The 18,388-nt window shown below is 64.7% G+C and carries 16 protein-coding genes and 1 pseudogene; 4 read left to right on the top strand and 13 right to left on the bottom strand.

Annotated features, from left to right (window positions below; genetic code table 11):
- Position 1: 1 nt before the first annotated feature.
- The 8 genes from QA645_RS17710 to QA645_RS17675 all read right to left on the bottom strand — a co-directional run bounded on the left by QA645_RS17710 (position 2) and on the right by QA645_RS17675 (position 8,064).
- Complete coding sequence (locus tag QA645_RS17710; RefSeq protein WP_283051849.1) at positions 2–394, bottom strand: RidA family protein; 393 nt, start codon at positions 392–394, stop codon at positions 2–4.
- Between the two features lie 153 nt (positions 395–547).
- Positions 548–763 (bottom strand): hypothetical protein, encoded by a 216-nt coding sequence (locus QA645_RS17705; protein ID WP_148778652.1) that lies wholly within the window; start codon positions 761–763, stop codon positions 548–550.
- 166 nt (positions 764–929) lie between these two features.
- On the bottom strand, positions 930–1,808 hold the full coding sequence (locus QA645_RS17700; RefSeq protein ID WP_283051847.1) for a 3-keto-5-aminohexanoate cleavage protein: 879 nt from the start codon (positions 1,806–1,808) through the stop codon (positions 930–932).
- A 216-nt stretch (positions 1,809–2,024) separates the two neighbouring features.
- Complete coding sequence (locus tag QA645_RS17695; RefSeq protein ID WP_283051845.1) at positions 2,025–3,254, bottom strand: CaiB/BaiF CoA-transferase family protein; 1,230 nt, start codon at positions 3,252–3,254, stop codon at positions 2,025–2,027.
- Between the two features lie 165 nt (positions 3,255–3,419).
- A complete protein-coding gene (locus QA645_RS17690; protein ID WP_283051844.1) occupies positions 3,420–4,628 on the bottom strand; it encodes an MFS transporter in 1,209 nt (402 codons plus the stop codon).
- 134 nt (positions 4,629–4,762) lie between these two features.
- Positions 4,763–5,590: a 3-keto-5-aminohexanoate cleavage protein gene (locus QA645_RS17685; RefSeq protein ID WP_283051842.1), complete on the bottom strand. Its 828-nt coding sequence runs from the start codon at positions 5,588–5,590 to the stop codon at positions 4,763–4,765.
- Positions 5,591–5,702: 112 nt separating this feature from the next.
- Positions 5,703–7,091, bottom strand: a complete 1,389-nt coding sequence (locus QA645_RS17680) for an MFS transporter (RefSeq protein ID WP_254132209.1) — start codon at positions 7,089–7,091, stop codon at positions 5,703–5,705.
- 244 nt (positions 7,092–7,335) lie between these two features.
- The gene (locus QA645_RS17675) at positions 7,336–8,064 is read right to left on the bottom strand and encodes an NUDIX domain-containing protein (protein WP_283051839.1); all 729 of its coding nucleotides are present in this window, start codon (positions 8,062–8,064) and stop codon (positions 7,336–7,338) included.
- Between the two features lie 102 nt (positions 8,065–8,166).
- On the opposite strand from QA645_RS17675, the gene QA645_RS17670 reads away from it, so the two are divergent.
- A complete protein-coding gene (locus tag QA645_RS17670) occupies positions 8,167–9,210 on the top strand; it encodes an SPFH domain-containing protein (RefSeq protein ID WP_254194212.1) in 1,044 nt (347 codons plus the stop codon).
- The gene (locus QA645_RS17665; protein WP_283051837.1) at positions 9,194–10,129 is read left to right on the top strand and encodes a sugar kinase; all 936 of its coding nucleotides are present in this window, start codon (positions 9,194–9,196) and stop codon (positions 10,127–10,129) included. Before QA645_RS17670 ends, QA645_RS17665 begins: the two co-directional genes overlap by 17 nt.
- A 3-nt stretch (positions 10,130–10,132) precedes the next feature.
- On the opposite strand, the gene QA645_RS17660 is transcribed toward QA645_RS17665, so the two are convergent.
- Positions 10,133–11,089 carry a GDP-L-fucose synthase gene (locus QA645_RS17660; RefSeq protein WP_283051835.1) on the bottom strand — a complete coding sequence of 319 codons (957 nt, stop codon included), beginning with the start codon at positions 11,087–11,089 and terminating at the stop codon, positions 10,133–10,135.
- Positions 11,070–12,140 (bottom strand): GDP-mannose 4,6-dehydratase, encoded by a 1,071-nt coding sequence (gene gmd, locus QA645_RS17655; RefSeq protein WP_283051833.1) that lies wholly within the window; start codon positions 12,138–12,140, stop codon positions 11,070–11,072. Before gmd ends, QA645_RS17660 begins: the two co-directional genes overlap by 20 nt.
- Positions 12,141–12,479: 339 nt before the next feature.
- Here gmd and QA645_RS17650 point away from each other — a divergent pair, with 339 nt between their 5' ends.
- Together QA645_RS17650 and QA645_RS17645 are read left to right on the top strand one after the other, a co-directional pair.
- Positions 12,480–13,526 carry a hypothetical protein gene (locus QA645_RS17650; protein ID WP_283051831.1) on the top strand — a complete coding sequence of 349 codons (1,047 nt, stop codon included), beginning with the start codon at positions 12,480–12,482 and terminating at the stop codon, positions 13,524–13,526.
- Positions 13,527–13,542: 16 nt separating this feature from the next.
- Positions 13,543–14,726: pseudogene (locus tag QA645_RS17645) on the top strand (TCR/Tet family MFS transporter).
- 46 nt (positions 14,727–14,772) lie between these two features.
- Here the strand turns inward: QA645_RS17645 and QA645_RS17640 are convergent.
- From QA645_RS17640 to QA645_RS17630, 3 genes are all read right to left on the bottom strand, one after another.
- Entirely contained in the window at positions 14,773–15,720 is a 948-nt protein-coding gene (locus tag QA645_RS17640; RefSeq protein WP_254132216.1) for an ABC transporter substrate-binding protein, read from the bottom strand.
- Positions 15,721–15,814: 94 nt separating this feature from the next.
- Positions 15,815–16,855 (bottom strand): ribose ABC transporter permease, encoded by a 1,041-nt coding sequence (locus tag QA645_RS17635; RefSeq protein ID WP_254194218.1) that lies wholly within the window; start codon positions 16,853–16,855, stop codon positions 15,815–15,817.
- Entirely contained in the window at positions 16,848–18,371 is a 1,524-nt protein-coding gene (locus QA645_RS17630) for a sugar ABC transporter ATP-binding protein (protein ID WP_254132218.1), read from the bottom strand. Before QA645_RS17630 ends, QA645_RS17635 begins: the two co-directional genes overlap by 8 nt.
- Between the last annotated feature and the right edge of the window lie 17 nt (positions 18,372–18,388).

The raw sequence follows: 18,388 nt of genomic DNA, 5'->3' as shown, positions 1-18,388 counted from the left end.
CTCACATCATTGCGATGCAGTCGATCTCGACGTCGAAGGGGCCGAACCATTCCGGCGTGACGACGAAGATCCGCGCCGGCGGATCGACCGGGAAGTAGCGCGCATAGATCGCGTTGAACGTGGCGAAGTGTTTGGCCGAGGTGCCGTAGACGTTGCACTTCATGACGTTGTCGAGCGAGGCGCCGGCCGTCTCCAGACAGAGCTTCATCTGCTCCATGATGATTTCGCTCTGCCGCTCGATTCCCATCCCGCCGATCTCGCCCGTCTCGGGGTCGAACGGCGGCAGGCCGGCGACGAAGATCATGTTGCCGGCCCGCGTCACCGGCGAGGTCGGCGCCTTCACGCGATCGAGAAAGGACGAGATCGGTTCGACGCGGAGCGCTTCGCGTATCATGGGCCACCTTCGGTTCGAGCGAGACTGGCGCCTGACTACATTATTCTGCAGCCGGCATGTTTCGCTTCTGATCGAAGTGTGTTCGCTCCTGCGGGGCTTTTATTTGAGCATGATCTTGCCGGAAAACCGCTGCACACTTTTCCGGATCATGCTCTAGGCCCGCTGCGGCATCTCCTCGGCCTCTTCCTTGGCGAGCAGCAGCAGCATCTCGATGCCCATGTCGCCTTCCTGCGGCGAGCGGATGAACTTTATTTCTTCGGCACTTTGCCGCAGCGCGGCAATGATCGCGACAGCCTGGTTGGCCGTCGCCGCCTCGGTCGCCAGAATTGCCTTCTGGTCTTTCGCTTGGAACCCGATCGTGTAGGACATGCACTTGTCTCCCAATCCCAGTGGGAGAGATCGAATCTGAGTCGCGCGCGAAGCGGAAGCCGGATGTACTACGGACCGGGTTTATCTGGGGATTGCGCGCAAGCCCCGCACAAGGCCGCGAGATCGTCATGCTTCCGTCAACAATCGAGCGACGACGGCGTGGCTTCTACGCCAGCCCGAGCATCGCGCGCGCCTCCTGCGCACTCGCAACACTGGCGCCAAGGCTCTTCAGAATGTCCGCCGCATGCGCGACCAGCTCCGCGTTGGTCTTCGCCAGCACGCCCTTGGACATATAGAGATTGTCCTCCATGCCGACGCGAACGTGGCCGCCGAGCAAAAAGGCCTGCGCCACCATCGGGAATTCGGCGCGGCCGATGCCGAAGCCGGACCAGATCGCGCCTGGCGGCAGCAGGCTGCGGGCATAGAACATCGTCTCCGGCGTCGCGGAGAAGCCGTACTTGACGCCAAGCACGAGCGAGAACAGGCCCGGCCCCTTCAGTGAGCCGTCGGCGAGCATGTCGCGCGCCAGATGGCAGTCGCCGGAATCGAACAGCTCGATCTCCGGCAGCACGCCGGCCGCCTTCATCCGCTCGGCCATGATGCGGACATTGCGCGGCGTGTTGATCACGACCTCGCCGCCGGAATTCATGGTGTTGAGGTCGAGCGTGCAGATGTCGGGCTTCAAGAGCTCGATATGCTCGACGCGCTTCTCGGGTTGCAGCAGCGTCGTGCCGGGGCCGGCGATGCGGGGATCCTCGACCGAGGGCACGAAGCGCCCGCCGGGCCCGGTCGTGAGATTGATGACGAGGCTCTTGTTGCGGGCGCGGATGCGCTCCACGACGTCGCGGTAGAGGTCGACCGACATCGACGGCCGCCCCGTGGCGGGATCGCGCACATGGATGTGGGCGATCGCAGCACCGGCTTCGGCGGCTTCCAGCGCGGAGGTCGCGATCTGCTCGGGCGTGATCGGCAGATACGGCGACTGCTCGGGCTTTGTCAGGTTGCCCGTGATGGCGCAGGTGATGATGGTTTTGCCGGTGCTCATGCGATGTTGCCTCTGCCCGTCTATCTCAATCCGATCGCGGCCTCTTTGCTTCTCCCCTTGCGGGAGAAGGTGGCGCGAAGCGCCGGATGAGGGGTATCTATCCGCTCGCAAGATCAATCGTGAGGATAGATACCCCTCACCCGTCTCGCCGCCTTGCGGCGATCCACCCTCTCCCGCAAGGGGAGAGGGTAAGAGCGCGCGCCGCTTCGTAAGGCGCTAGATGATCCCCTGCTGCTTCAGCTCCTCGATCTTCCCGGCATCATAGCCGAGCTTGCCGCCGAGGATCTCCTGCGTGTGCTCGCCGAGCAGCGGCGGGGCGCGGTAGGTCTCGACCGGAGTTTCCGAGAAGGTCAGCGCGTTGCGGATCAGCGACAGGTTGGGCTCGAAGGGATGGTCGACCTTCACCCGCATGCCGCGCGACTGCACGTGCGGATCGGAAAACACCTGCTCGAAATTGTTGATCGGACCCGACGGCACGCCGGCCTCCTCGAGCTTGTCCAGCCAATAGGCCACCGGCTTCTTCAGGAACAGGCCGGCGAAGATCGCCATGATCTCCTTGCCGTGCACGACACGGTCGTTGTTCTTGACGAAGCGCGGATCGCTCGCAAGCTCCGGCTCGCCGAGCACGGCGCAGGTCTTCCGGAACTGGCCGTCATTGCCGACCACCAGCATCAGCTCGCCGTCGGTGCAGCGGAACACGCCGGCCGGCATGCCGCCATTGCCCCAGGTGCCGCGGCGCGGCGGCATCTTGCCGTTGACGAGGTAGATCTGCAGCCAGTGCGACAGCGAGGCGATGACGGTGTCGAACAGGCAGACGTCGATGTGCTGGCCCTGCCCGCCGTTGACGTCGCGATGATAGAGCGCCGACAGCAGTCCGATCGAGGTGTTCATGCCGGTCATGTAGTCGACGATCGACGGGCCGACCTTCATCGGGCCCTCGCCCGGCTCGCCGTCGATATGACCGGTGACGCTCATCAGGCCGCCCATCGCCTGCAGGATGGCGTCATAGCCGGCGCGCGGCGCATAGGGGCCAGTCTGGCCGAAACCAGTCACGGAGCAATAGATGATCCTCGGATTGATCGCCTTGATCGTCTCGTAGTCGAGGCCGTAGCGCTTGAGATCGCCGACCTTGTAGTTCTCCATGAAGACGTCGGCGTCCTTCGCGAGCTCGCGGATGATCGCCTGCCCCTCGGGCTTGGCGATGTTGACGGTGACCGACTTCTTGTTGCGGTTGGCGCAGAGATAGAACGAATTGTTGTTGTTGGCCTTGCCCTCGGGATCGGTCAGGTAAGGCGGGCCGAAGGCGCGCGCGTCGTCGCCGGTGCCGGGCCGCTCGATCTTGATCACCTCCGCGCCGAGATCGCCCAGCATCTGGGCCGACAAGGGCCCGGCGAGCACACGCGTGAGATCAAGGATCTTGATGCCTGAGAGCGGCAGGGCCGACATGTCGATTTCCTCCGGGGGAACTGGATCTTGGCGCAGCGGCGATGTCGCGGACCGCGCTTCCTGCGGATACACCATTTTGCGGTCCCGAGCACTGCGCGCTGGGCATACGGCCATCCCCCGCCCCGCAGCAGCGGTAGGCTGCGGCGGCGAATTCCGCGTTGCGAATTACCCGGTCGCAGGTGCTGCGGCCAGATGCGGACGACGCCGGCCCAGCAGGATCAGGATCAGCACGGTCGCACAGGAAAAGGCCAAAGTGAGCCCAAGCGCGCCGCGGCTGCCGAACTGGGTGAGCAGGCCGGCCAGAAGCGGCGGCGAGATCGCGGACGCCAGATTGAGCGGCAGTGCGATCATCGACATTGCCTTCGCGAACTCGGCCTGGTCGTAGAACACGAGCGGGATCGTCGCCCGCGCCACCGCCATCGCGCCGCTGCCGGCGCCATAGAGCAGGATGAAGGTCGCCACCGCCCAGGTCGCCCCCTCGCTCAGCATCAGCAGCACCATGGCGACAGGAAGCGCGGTGCCGGCGACGAGCCCGGTGGTGATGCCGTCCCACCGGCCACCGCCGAGAAAATCGAGGCCGCGGGCGCTGACCTGGATCACGCCCAGCATCGAGCCGAAGGCAAGCGCCTGCGCCGGCGCAAGGCCCTCCGCCCGCAACAACTCGATCAGGATGGCGCCGATGCCGAAATTGACGAAGGCGTTCATCGTGATCACGCAGACGACCAGACCGAAAGTGCTTCTCGGAATCGCAGGCGGCGGCTCAGCCTGGGCTGCCTCGCCGCCATCATCCGCCGCAATTTTCCGGCGTGGCGCGATAAACGCATAGAGCGGAAGGTTGATGGCGAGCAGCATCGCCGCGTAGACGAGACAGGTCCCGCGCCAACCGAGCCAAACACTGAGAAACGACGTGGTCGGCCAGAAGATGCTGCTGGAGAGTCCCGTCACCAGCATCAGCCCGCCGATGGCATTCTTGGCGCCCCGCCCCGCCACCTCGTTCAGCATGATATAGGCGCCGGTCGACAGCGTGGCGCTGCCGCCCATGCCGAGAATGACCCAGCCGGCGAAATAGAGCACCGGGTCGCGCGCGAAACACAGAACGACGTAGCCCGGCACGGAGACAACAGTACCCACCATCATCACCTTGCGCGCACCGTGCCGCGCAAAGGCCTTGGCGAGCCAGGGCGCGCACAGGCCCATGGTGACATAAAGCACTGAGCTGCCCGCAAACACCGCCGGCAAGCTCAGCCCGAGATCGGCCCCGAGGTCGCGGCCGACCACGGCCGGAAGGCCGATCGTCCCCCATCCGATGAGTTGGGTAATTGCCAGCACCAGCAGGACCCCGATGAGCCTGCTGTCAGATTTCAAGAACCGCATTCCACTCGTCGCCTGCCCGGCAGGCGCCGATCACGCCTGTAGGCCTGTCTTACCCGGAGACTCAGCTCACGGGAATGTCGGTTCCGAATGGCAGAAGGCAGCCAGAAGCATGTCAGGAGCAGGCAGTAGCCCTACTATCCCGCGAGCCCGAGCAGGGACCGAGCCTCGGCCGCGGTCGCAACGCGCCGGCCGTGGCGTGTGACGGCCTCGGCGGCGATGGTCACGAGTTCCGCGTTGCTCGCTGCGAGTCGCGTCTTCTCGATCCTGACATTGTCCTCGAGCCCGGTGCGAACCGCATCGGCGCCACGCTTGAGCGCCCAGTCCATGACCTCCGCCTGATGGCGTCCAATCCCGGCCGCAGTCCAGGTCGCCTGCGGGATCAGCCGCCTGAGCTCAGCCAGCAGGATGTCGAGAACATGTTCGTCTGCCGGCATCGCGTTCTTGACGCCCATGACGAATTGCACGTGCGGACGCGCATCCATCAGCCCGGCCTCGATCAGGCGGCGCGCGCCATGCAGATGCGACAGATCGAAGATCTCGATTTCCGGGCGGATGCCATTGGTCTTCATCCCGGTCGCGAGCGTGTCGACCAGGGCTGCGCTGTTCTCGTAGACAATCGTCGGAAAGTTCACCGATCCCGTCGAGAGCGAGGCCATGTCGGGCTTGAGATAGAGCGACGATCCTCGCGCCGAAGGATCGCGGCCCCGCCCGCCGGTCGAGAACTGCACGATCATTGCCGGACAATGCTTCCTGATCCCCTGCTGCACCAGGGCGAAGCGCTCCGGGTCGGACGACGGCGTCTCGTCGTCGTTGCGGACATGGATATGGGCGAGCGTGGCGCCGGCTTCGAAGGCTTGCTGCGTCGACTCGATCTGTTCGGACGGCAGGATGGGCACCGCCGGATTGTCCTTCTTGCGCGGAACGGAGCCGGTGATGGCGACAGCAACGACGACGGGGTTCATCCCTTGACCTCATGATGATCGCGCTCGCGCGCACAAAGTTCGAATATGTAGTCACATAAGGCCCTGCCGCTGCAACACGATCGATTGCAGCGGCATTGCCTTCAGCCGTTTATCAGGTGGGGACTGCGGTCGCACCGCTCGCGGCTCCCGCACGCTGCCGCTCATAGTCGGCCCGCGGCATCGGAACGGCCTTGGGATTGCCGAGATCGTCGATGCTGATCCGGTAGGTTTCCCGCGCCGAGACGGCCGCCAGCGCCGCGATGACCGTGATGCCGAAGGCGATCGCCCCGACCGTCAACGGAATGTTGGCCGAGCCGGGAGGCGCCACGGTCGCAAACAGGGCCGGGAGCAATGCCGTGATCGTCGTTCCGATGTTCTGCGAGATCGCCATCGCCGACACACGGGTGCGGGTCGGAAACAATTCCGGGTAGAAGCTCGGGAAGATCGCGTTGTAGCCCTGATAGACCACGCCCCACATCAACAGTGACAGCAGGATCGCGAGCGGCACGTTCTTGATGCTGATGGCATAGAGATAGCCGAAGGCGAGCAGACCGGAGAGCAGCGCGCCCACGATGATCGGCGGCTTGCGGCCGACCTTGTCGGAGAGATTGCCGACGAAGGGAATGACGAACACGGCCAGCATGTTTCCGAGTACCGGGATCCAGAGATAGACGTCCTTGGCAAAACCGATGCCGTAGGCCGGCTGCACCGCATAGGCCGCACCGAAGATGGTCGCCACGACCGGAATGACGTTCATCAGCGCCATGCAGATGACCCTGAGCATGTCGCGCCAGCTCAGCGTGATGGCCTGAACAATGGGCGCCCGCGGCGTTTCTCCGCGCTCGCCCTCGCGGGCAAAGGCAGGGGTCTCGTCGACTTCGCGACGGATGATGTAGCCGGCGACGATGACGAAGAAGCTCAGCAGGAACGGAATCCGCCAGCCCCAGCTGTTGAAGGCGTCGTTCGGCATGTAGGCCGCCAGCGGCAGGAAGACGGCGGCTGCGAGGATCTGTCCGGCCTGCACCCCCTGAAGGGCGAAGCTCGCATAGAAGCCGCGCCGGCCGAACGGCGCGTGCTCCAGGATCATCGAGCTTGCGCCGGAGATTTCACCGGCCACGGCAAATCCCTGGATGAGGCGCAGGACGACGAGCAGGATTGGCGCCAGGATGCCGACCTGCTGATAGGTCGGCAGGATACCCACGGCCATGGTCGAGATGCCCATCAGGAACATGCAGACGATGAGAACCGTCTTGCGGCCATGGGTGTCGCCCCAATGCCCGAGGACGAAGGCACCGATTGGACGGGCCACATAGCCGACGCCATAGGTCGCAAGCGAAGCGACGATCGCGACGGTGGGATTTTCCGACGGGAAGAAGACTTGCGGGAAGACCAGCGACGCGGCGGTCGCGTAGATGAAGAAGTCATAATATTCGAGAGCCGACCCGATCCAGCCGCTCGCAGCGGCCTTCCTGGACTGACTCATGTCTTGGATCGCGGTCATCTCAAAATTCCTCCACTGGTTTGCTGGTGTCCCTTGGCGGGCTTCTTGGAGAAATTGGGCAGCACATTCCGCGCGCTCTGCGGACTCTCCGCAAGCGTTTGTCACTGCCGATAGCTACTTGATTGAGCGCGACAATAGGCTTTCGCCGGGCTAACACAATTACCCAGTTATGCGATAAACCTAACATGATGTTAGCTGTGCCGGAGCGCCCGGTCCGCGGCCGTGCGCGCGAACCCTCAGCGCGCTACTCCGGCGGATTGAAGGTCCGCACGAAGTACACGGGCTCCCTGCCCTTCTTCAGGCGATAGAGCTGCGCCGGGCGGTTCGGGCCGCGCCGCATCTTTGCGACGGGCTCGATCATGTCGGCCGACAATATCCGGGTACGGAAGGCGCTCTTTTCGAGCGGACGGTCGAGCACGATCTCGTAGACGCGCTGCAGATCCGGCAGCGTGAACTCGGCAGGCATCAAATAAGCGGGCAGCGAGGTGTATTCCACCTTGTTGCGCAGGCGCTGGATTGCGGTTGCGAGGATGTCGCCGTGGTCGAAGGCGAGCTTCTCCTTGAGCCTGCCGTCTCGAATCGGAAACCAACGCGCATCAGGTGTGAGTACGCCCGCCTCTTCCGGGATGAGCGCGAAATAGGCGTGGGTTGCCGACCAGCCGCGCGGGTCGCGCGCAGCGCTTCCCCAGCTTCCAAGCTGCTCCAGATAAGGGCTCGTGACGCCGGTCTTGTCCTTCAGCTTGCGCGCCGCGCAGGCTGCGAGATCGCGGTCTTTCGCGACGTCGACGAAGCCGCCCGGCAGCGCCAGGCTCAGGGGGAACGGTTCACCGTCGCCGGCCGGACGCTGCACCAGCAGCACCTGGAGCCTCTCGTCGAGAATCGCAAAGATCGCGACGTCGACCGTGGTCAGGGGTCGCGGGAAGTCCAATTGTCCTGCTTTTCCAAGCCCTTCGACCCGAGCTTCACCCGCCATAGGCGACCTCCCCTGTTCCGGCTTGACAGTAGCATACTTAGTTGTACAGTCCAACTTACTTAGTTGCCCAGACCAACTTATAGTCAATGACAGGAGTAAGCCATGTTCGGCCTCAGGTTCATCAAGGCGCAGCCCACCACCTATCTGATGAAGTACCGCGCCGGCGCAGTCGTCGCCGAGGGCACCGGCCTCTCCACGTTCTACTATGGCCCGGTGACCACGCTCGTCGCCGTGCCCGTCGGCAGTCGCGACGCCTCCTTCATCTTCCAGCAGATCGCGCGCGACTTTCAGACGCTGACCGTGCAGGGCCATGTCACCTATCGCGTCAGCGAGCCGAAGAAGGCGGCTTCGATGCTCAACTTCACCCTGAAGTCCGACGGCAAGACCTATGAGACCGACGATCCGGAAAAGCTGCCGGAACGCATTCTCGGCACGGTCGAGGTGCTCGCGCAGCAGGCGATCAAGGAATTGACGCTGAAGGACGCGCTGCAGGCTTCCGACCGCATCGCCGATATCATCGCGGGCGGCTTGCGCGGGCGCGCCGACATCGAAGCGCTCGGCCTCGAAATCCTCGGCGTGTCGATCCGCGGCATCAAGCCGGCGCCTGATACCGCAAAGGCGCTGGAAGCCCAGGCGCGCGAAGCCATCCTGAAGACCGCGGACGAGGCGATCTTCGCCCGGCGCAATTTCGCCGTCGAGCAGGAGCGCGCCATCCGCGAGAGCGAGCTCGACACCGAGATCGCCGTCGAGCAGAAGAAGCGGTCGATCCGCGAGACCCAGATGGATGCCGAGGCGAGCGTCGCCGCCAAGCGCAACGAGCTGCGCCAGGCCGGCATGGCCGCGGACATCGTGCTGGAAGGCAAGCGCAAGGATTTCGTCGGCCTCAATGCCGAGAACACCAGGACGCTGGCCGACGCCGAGGCCTATCGCGTCGGCGCGCTGATGAAGATCTTCGAGGGCGTCGACACCCGCGTGATCCAGGCGCTCGCCGCCGCAGGGATGCAGCCGGGACAGCTGATCGCACAAGCCTTCTCCGGCATCGCCGAGAAGGCCGAGAAGATCGGCCAGCTCAACGTCTCGCCGGACCTGCTCAGCCAGCTGATCGAGAAGCCGAAGCCGGAGGCCGCCAATGCCCGCCGCCAATGACCGCAAGATCGTGCTGGTGACGCGCAAGACCAGGTTGGAGGACCTGGTCGCGCGTTACCTGACGGCGGCGCAGGCGCGCTTCTACGTCGAGCATCTCGGCGCCGACTTCTCCGACTATGAGCGCGAGCACGAGGTCTATCATGCGCAGCGGCATGCGACGCTGCAGGTGCTGGAGCAATGGGGGCGCTATCAGGTCATCGAGCGCGGCTTCCTGCCGACCTTCATCTTCGCGCCTGACGACATCGTGGTCGCGCTCGGCCAGGACGGCGTCGTCGCCAATACGATGAAATATCTCGACGACCATCCGCTGATCGGGCTCAACCCGGACCCTGCGCGTTACGACGGCATCCTCCTTCCCTTCGCGCCGGGCGACCTCGCGAAACTGCTGCCGGAGGTCGCCGCCGACAGGCGCAACAGCCAGGCCGTGACCATGGCCGAAGCACGGCTCAGCGACGGCCAGGTGCTGCACGCCGTGAACGATCTCTTCATCGGCGCCCGCACGCATGTCTCGGCGATCTACGAGATCGCGGCCGGCGGGACGACGGAGCGTCAATCCTCGAGCGGACTGATCGTCGCGACCGGGCTCGGATCGACCGCCTGGTTCAAGAGCATCGTCACCGGCTCGCTCGCCATCGCCGGCAGCTTCGGCCACCCTCCCCCGCTGGCTGGCTACGACGCCCTGCCCTGGGACGCCCCCGAGCTGCGCTTTGCCGTGCGCGAGCCCTTCCCCAGCCGGCACTCGCAAACCAATCTCGTCTGCGGCCGGCTCGCGGTTGAGGAGCAACTGCGCATCCGCTCATTGATGGCGGAGAACGGCGTCATCTTCAGCGACGGCATCGAGGCCGACCGCCTTGATTTCAACGCGGGCGCCGAGGTCACGATCGGGATCGCCAGGCGGCGCGGACGGCTGATCGTGTGAAGACTATTGCGCGGGAACCGAGGCCGCAGCCTGATACGCCGCATAGGCACGCTTTAGGCCATCTTCGAGCGACGTCGTCGCGCGCCAGCCGAGCCTTTCCAGACGGCCAATATCAAGCAGCTTGCGCGGCGTCCCGTCCGGGCGCGAGGTGTCGTAACTGATCTCGCCGCGATAGCCGACGATCCCGGCGACCACGCGTGCGAACTCTGCAATGGCGATGTCCTCGCCGGTGCCGATGTTGATCAGGTCCGCACCGGAATAGGTCTTCATCAGGTGCACGCAGGCATCCGCCATGTCGTCGACATAGAGGAATTCGCGCCGCGGCGTGCCGGTGCCCCAGACCACGACGCTGTTCGCGCCCGAGACCTTTGCCTCGTGGAAGCGACGGATCAGCGCGGCGACGACGTGGCTCAGCTCAGGATGATAATTGTCGCCGGGGCCATAGAGATTGGTCGGCATCACGCTGATGAAGTCGGAGCCATACTGACTGCGATACGCCTCCGCCATTTTGATGCCGGCGATCTTGGCAATGGCGTAAGGCTCGTTGGTCGGCTCCAGCGGGCCGGTCAGCACAGCATCCTCGCGCAGCGGCTGCGCTGCGAGTTTCGGATAGATGCAGGACGAGCCGAGGAACATCAGCTTCTCGGCGTTGTTTTGATGCGCGGCCTGAATCACGTTCGCCGCGATCGCGATGTTGTCGTAGATGAACTCGGCGCGCAGCGTGTTGTTGGCGACGATGCCGCCGACTTTGGCCGCGGCGAGGAAGATCACCTGCGGCCGCGCCTTCGCAAACCAGTCGAACACCGCGGCCTGGTTGCAGAGATCGACCTCGCGCCGGTCGACCGTGACGAGGTTCACGTCCTCCCGCGCCAGCCGGCGCACCAGCGCGGCACCGACCATGCCGCGATGGCCGGCGACATAGACGCTTTTACCCTTCAGCTCAAACGGTACGCTTGCCATTTGCAATGTCCCGTTTGGCCTCGGCCAGATCGCTCGCCACCATCTCTTCGACGAGCTGCGCAAAGGTCCGCTTCGGCTTCCAGCCGAGCACCGCGCGTGCCTTGCTGGCGTCGCCGATGAGAAGATCGACCTCGGTCGGGCGGAAGTAGGTTGGGTCGATCTTCACCACCGTCTTGCCGCTCTTGGCATCGATGCCGGTCTCCTCGACGCCAGTGCCGCGCCACTCGACGCGACGGCCGACCTGCGCGAAGGACAGCTCGACCATCTCGCGCACCGAACGCGTCTCGCCGGTGGCGAGCACGAAATCGTCGGGCTTGTCGGCCTGCAGGATCATGTGCATGCCCTCGATATAGTCCCGGGCATGGCCCCAGTCGCGCTTGGCCTCGAGATTGCCGAGATAGAGCGTCTCCTCGAGACCGACCTCGATGCGCGCCACGCCGCGCGTGATCTTGCGGGTGACGAAGGTCTCGCCGCGGATCGGGCTCTCATGATTGAACAGGATGCCGTTCGAGGCGAACATGCCGTAGGCTTCACGGTAGTTCACCGTGATCCAGTAGCCGTAGAGCTTTGCGACGCCATAAGGCGAGCGTGGATAGAACGGCGTCGTCTCCTTCTGCGGGACCTCCTGCACCAGGCCGTAGAGCTCGGAGGTCGAGGCCTGGTAGAACCGCGTCTCCTTCTCCATGCCGAGGATGCGGATCGCCTCCAGGAGACGCAGCACGCCGATGGCGTCGGCGTTGGCGGTGTATTCGGGGCTTTCGAAGCTGACGGCGACGTGGCTTTGAGCGGCGAGGTTGTAGATCTCGGTCGGCCGGATCTGCTGCACCAGGCGGATCAGATTGGTCGAATCCGTCATGTCGCCGTAATGCATCAGGAACGGCACGTTACCGACATGCGGATCCTGGTAGAGATGGTCGACACGCGCGGTGTTGAACGAGGATGAGCGGCGCTTGATGCCGTGGACGACATAGCCGAGCGACAGCAGATGTTCGGCGAGATAGGCGCCGTCCTGGCCGGTCACACCGGTGATGAGAGCGACCCGCTCAGCCATATCAGTAACTGCTCCCAAAATGCCCCGGCGGGGCGCCGGCTTCCAGCTCAGTCCGAGAAGCCGTCCCTCTCTCTGACATATCGTTCGCCGGGGTCAACCCACTATGGCGGTACACCGTTCTTTTTCCGAGGAATTTGGCCCCGCGCGGGCGAGGATGCCGCCGGTCGCTGCAGGGAAACCTTGAGACGCTGGTAACACTTCTGTGGTGAGATTTTCCCGCATGATTTGACGGGTTTTGAGGTTCAAGTGACGTTCCGGGAAACAGCAGCAGTCACCGATCCGCGCGGGGCCAATCCGCGCCCCTTTCCCCGTGAGCACGGAGATATCCAGACTGCCGTCGTGAACCTCGTCGACGGTCTGGCCTCCATCATCCCCGTCGCGCGCCAGGTGGATGTTGCGCGCGAGATCGCAAGCGTGATCGCGCAACTCCCGAGCACGATGCGCGACAACATGTTTCTGCGCCAGAGCATCATTCGCCGCGGCACCGCGACGCCCGATCAAGTGATCGACGGCTTGGCGGCCTGGGTCACCGTCCTGTTCGACCTTGCCAATCTGCAGCAGGATCGCGACAGGGCGATGAGCCTTGAAGCGAAGATCCCGAAGGCGGCGCTTGGTCGTCTCGCACGGGCGCTCTCGAAATCCCGCAATGGCTGCATCATTGCCGTGCCCCACATCGGCAGTCTCGAACTGTTCGCGGCCCACCTCAGGGATCGCAGCTTCAACGTCGGCTTCGTCTATTCGATCGGTCGCCAACCGACGCCGACTGAACGCTGGATCTATGCGGGGCGAAGCGCGACCGCGGCCACGCCGATTGCGTTTGCAAGGCGCAATACCGGAGCCGAGATCTCCAGGGTGCTCCAGAACAACGGCGTCGTCTTCATGGTCGTGGATGTCTACCCCAGCGCCAAATACGCCGGCATCACCGTCAAGACCCACGATTCCGACTTCCGCTATCCACCCGGACCGGCGCGCTATGCGCGAACCGGCACACTGGTCCTGCCCGGCTTCGCCTCACGCCGCGACGCGGCGGGCTTTTCGATGAACATCCTCGCTCCGATCGAGTACCGGACTTGGATGCCGGCCGAGGCCGCCGCGTCCGAGTTCACACAAGAGATTGCGGCCCACGTCGATGGCTTCACCGTAGAGCAACCCGCGGCCTACTGGCTCTGGCACCCGATCCCCAACGATCCCTACCTCGCAATCGCGCAACGCCAGCGCCCGGACCTTCTGACTGCGATGGCGCCTGCAGACGACGAGGCCGTCGCTCGAACGGTGGAAGCAGCACACGCCAAATGGGCGGCACCTGATCTGATCGATCCCATCCACCGGACAGAGGCCCCACCGCTTGCACCGTCCGCGCTGGCGGAAGGTGTGTCGGCTGACTGACGGGCGAAAGAATCCCATGAGCCGGCCGCTCGCAGCGATCCTCGCCTGCGCCGCCCTCGAGGCATCAGGCATTGCGCTGATCTTTCCGACGCTGCCAAATCTGCTGCGTGCGATGGCCGGCACCGACAACGTGTCCGCGCTCTACGGGACGCTGCTGGCGCTGCACGCGTTCACGCAATTCGTCGTCACCCCGGTGCTCGGCGTCCTGTCGGACCGGCTCGGCCGCCGGCCGGTGCTGCTGCTCGCCCTCGCCGGCTCGACCATCGACTATCTGGTCATGGCCTTCTCGCCCTATCTATGGCTCCTGTTCGTCAGCCGCACCATCGCCGGCCTGACGGCGGCGGGCGTCGCGATGATCACCGCGACCATCGCGGACATCACGCCGGAGGCGATGCGCGCCCGCCGCTTCGGCCTGTTCCACGCCTGCTTCGGCGCCGGCTTCGTCATCGGACCTGTCATCGCGGCATGCTCGGCGACATCTCGCTGCGCGCACCGTTTCTCGCCGCTGCCGCGTTGAGCGGCGTGAACGTCCTGATTGCGCTGTTCGTTCTCCCGGAGACCCACCGCACCGAGCGCAAGCCGTTCGAATGGCGGACGCTGAACCCGTTCGCCCCGCTGCGCTGGGCGATGAGCTTTCGCACGCTGATCCCGCTGCTGCTCGTGTTTCTTCTCGTCAGTCTCGTCGGGCAGACCTACAGCACGGTCTGGGTGCTCTTCGTCACGGATCGTTTCCAGTGGACCGCGACCGATATCGGCATTTCGCTCGGCATCTTCGGCGCATTGGTTGCCCTGGTGCAGGCCTTCGCCATTGCGCCACTGACGGGATGGCTCGGTGAACGCGGCACATTGCTTCTCGGCATCTGCTGCGAGGCCATCGCTCTCCTCGTGCTCGCCTTCGCGCAAGCGGGCTGGATCGCGTTCGCGCTGATTCCGCTGATCGCGTTCGGCGGCATCAGCGCGCCTGCACTGCGCGCGCTGCAGTCGAAGGCCGTCGATGGCGAGCGCCAGGGCCAATTGCAGGGGGTCGTCGCAAGCTTCGTCAGCCTCGCCGCCATCTTCGGCCCGCTCGCCTTCGGCGGGATTTATGCCCTGTCCCGGCCGGGCTGGACCGGGCTCGTGTGGATCATGGGCGCCGCGATTTTCGCCGTTGCGGTGCCGATGGTCCTGACGGTGCCGAAGCGGGCGATCCAGCGAGGGTAAGTGGACGGCGATCTCGTCGCAAGATCGCCGCCCCTTGCAGCTCGTGTTACTGCGTACGGTCCGAGGTCCAGCCCTTGTAATCCTTGATATTGTCGCGGGTCACGAGCTTCGACGGCAGCAGCTCGACGGTCGAGGCCGGCTTCTGCCCGTTGAGAATGCCGACGCCGACCTGAACGGCGCGCCGCGCCATGAAGAACGGGTCCTGCGACGCCGACGCCTGGACCTGCGGTGACGCCGGATCCTTCAGCGAGGCCTCGATGTCAGGCGCGCCGTCGACTGCGGTGATGATGATGCCGCTGCGGTTTTGCTGTTTCGCCGCAAGGTCGGTGCCGATCGCCTGCGGATCATTGATGGCGAAGATGGCGTCGATCTTGGGGAAGCGGGTCAGATAACCTTGCGCAACCGTGAGGCCGCCTTCACGCGAGCCCTTGCCGTCCTGGTCGCTCGACAGCACCTTGATGCCGGGATTCTTGCCGAACACATTCTTGCAGCCGGTGACGCGGTCGATGACGGCGGAGACCTGCGGGCCGTTCTCGATGACGACATCGCCCTTGCCGCCCAGCTTGTCGACGATGTATTGGCAGGAGATCTCGCCGGCCTGGACGTTGTTGGTCGTCACCGTGGCATCGGCGCCCTCGGCCGCGGTGTCGACCGCGACGACGACGATGCCAGCTGCCTGCGCCTTCTTGATGGCCGGCCCGATCGCCTTGGGATCGCCGGGGTTCAGCAGGATCAGGTCAACGCCGGCGGCGATGAAATTGTCGATCTGAGTGACCTGCTTGCCGAGGTCGTATTCAAAGCCGACGGTGGTGATCTTTACATTGGGATTGGTCTTCTTGGCCTCGAACTCGGCGCCCTTCGACAGCGCGACGAAGAACGGATTGCCCATCGAACCGAGCGAAACGCCGATCGACTTGAGCTCCTTGGCAGAGGACGGAACGGTGGTGAGAGCGAGCGCCATCGCGGCGCCGGCAAGCGAGATCGTCTTCAACATTGGCTTCCTCCCTGGTCTGTCTTCATCCCCGGTACGGCAGACCAGTTGCCGCAACCGAATCTCACACCGCGCGCTCAGATGCGCGCAAAGCCGTTTAGGTCCTGGCTGAGCCTTGCAGCCGGTAGCGATCCAGCGCCACGGCGCCGATGATCACGAGACCCTTGATCACATATTGCCAGATGTCGGAGACGCCTGTGAGGATCAGGCCGTTCGAGAGCACGGCGATGATCAGCGCGCCGACCAGCGTCCCCCAGATCGAGCCGATACCGCCGACGAAGGACGTGCCGCCGAGAATGACGGCGGTGATGGCGTCGAGTTCGTAGCTTTGCCCGAGCTGCAGACCGTTGGCCGCGTAGAGCCGCGCGGCCTGCATGGCGCCGCCAAGGCCGGCCAGCAACCCCGACACGCCATAGACGAAGATTACGACGGCCCAGACCTTGATGCCGGCCAGCCGCGCCGCGCTCTCATTGCCGCCCACCGCATAGATATGCACGCCGAGCACGGTCCGGCGCAGCACCAGCCAGGAGACCAGGATGACGAGCAGCGCGATCACCGAGAGCCATGGGATCGACGCCACGCCGGGCACGAGCGTCAGCGATCCGTTGCCGATGAAGGCGTAGGGAATGGATGGATTGAACACCGTGGTGTCGGCGCCGAGCAGCCGCGCCAGGCCACGCACGGCAGTGAGCGAGCCCAGCGTGACGATGAAGGGCGGCAGGCGCAGCAGCGCAATCAGCGCGCCATTGACGATTCCGAAGCCGAGGCCGGTAAGAACCGCGGCCGGCAGCCACAGCGCACCTAAGTCGGGCAGTTTCGACATCGTCAGGCCAGCCATCGCCGACGCCGCCAGGATCGAGCCGACCGAGAGATCGATGCCGCCGGTCAGGATGACGAAAGTCATGCCGGCAGCGAGCACAGTGTTGACGGCAGCCTGCTGCAGGACGATGCCGAGATTCTGTCCGGTGAAGAAACGGCCGTCCGACAGATAGTGAAACCCGGCGCACAGCAGCAGCAGCACCGGCAGCATGCCGGCCGCGCGGATCAGAAGCCTGATGCGCTGTCGCTTGGTCTCCTGCGCGGCGGCAAGGCCGTTTGCCGTGGCGGCCTTCGCCGGCGTCGATCCGTTGTCAGGCATCGAGATGCTCCGTCCCCGTGGCGAGGGCCATGATGTCTTCCTGGGTTAATGGCGCCGTCTCGGTTCGCCTGACTTCGCCCGCGACATGTCCCGACCGCATCACGATGACCCGGTCGCAGATGCCGATGATTTCAGGCAGATCGGACGAGATGACGAGGATCGCGGTACCGGCCTTGGCAAGATTGTCGATGATCGAATAAATCTCGGACTTGGCGCCGACGTCAACGCCGCGGGTCGGTTCGTCGAGGATCAGGACCTTTGGCGCGATGGCGAGAAGCCGCGACAGCAGCACCTTCTGCTGGTTACCGCCGGAGAGGCCACCGGCGGGCACGCCGACATTGGCGGCGCGGATGCTGAGCCCCGCAAACGCCCTGTCGGCACGCTCGCGCGCCTTGTCGCGATCCAGGAACCAGCCGAGCTTGGCATCGCGCCCGAGCACGGCGAGGTTGATGTTGTCCAAACACGACATGTCTAGAAACAGACCAAGCGCTTTCCGGTCCTCGGTCAGATAGGCGATGCCGGCGTCGAGCGCTTCGCCGGGCGTGCGGATCTCGATGGGCTGGCCTTCGAGTTCGAGACGCCCCGAAAGTCTTGGCGCCGCGCCGATGATGAGGTGTGCAAGCTCGGTGCGGCCGGCGCCGATCAGGCCGGCAAGCCCCACCACCTCGCCCGCATGCACGGTGAGCGAGCAACCCCTGACGCGCAGCCCGTCCGCCATGTCGATAGCGCTGAGCACAGGATGCCCCTTCCCGGCCTCGGGATCATGATCCTTCTTGTAAAACGACGAGACGTCGCGCCCGACCATCATGCGAACGATGGCGTCGGCACGGATGTCCTGCTTGTCGAGCGAGCCGACCAGGCGGCCGTCGCGCAGCACGGTGACGCGGTCACCGAGCGCATAGACCTCGTCCATGCGGTGCGAGATGTAGATGATCGCAAGCCCCTCGGCGCGGAGCTGACGGATCAGCGCAAACAGCCGCTCGCTTTCGCCGGCCGACAGCGCGGTGGTCGGCTCGTCCATGATCAGGATCTTCGAGCGCGCGTGCAGCGCACGCGCGATCTCGACGAGCTGGCGCTGGCCCATGGAGAGATGCGCGACCAGTGTCGACGGCAGGAAGTCCGCCCCCAGCCGCTCCAAGATCGGTCCGACACCCTCGCGCATGGCACCGCGCGCCAGCAAACCTGAACGCGACATCTCGCGGCCGAGATAAATATTCTCCGCAACGCTCAGATTGGGGGCCAAAGATAGTTCCTGATAGATGATCGAGATGCCCGCGGCACGGCCGCCAAGCGGGCCTTCGATCCGCGCCGGCTTGCCCTCGATGCGGATCTCGCCGCCGGGATCGGGCCGGTAGGCGCCCGACAGGATCTTCATCAGGGTCGATTTGCCGGCGCCGTTCTCCCCCATCAAGGCATGAATCTCGCCGGCATAGACGGTCAGGTCGACCGCACGCAGCGCCTTGATGCCGAAGAAGGATTTTGAGACTCCCCGCATCTCGAGGATCGGATCGTTCATCGTGCCTCCCGGCGCAC

The sequence above is a fragment of the Bradyrhizobium sp. CIAT3101 genome, assembly GCF_029714945.1.
In the GTDB taxonomy this organism is placed as follows: domain Bacteria; phylum Pseudomonadota; class Alphaproteobacteria; order Rhizobiales; family Xanthobacteraceae; genus Bradyrhizobium.
The sequence above is the reverse complement of the archived record's forward strand: the minus strand, read 5'-3'. Positions and strand labels throughout refer to the sequence as shown.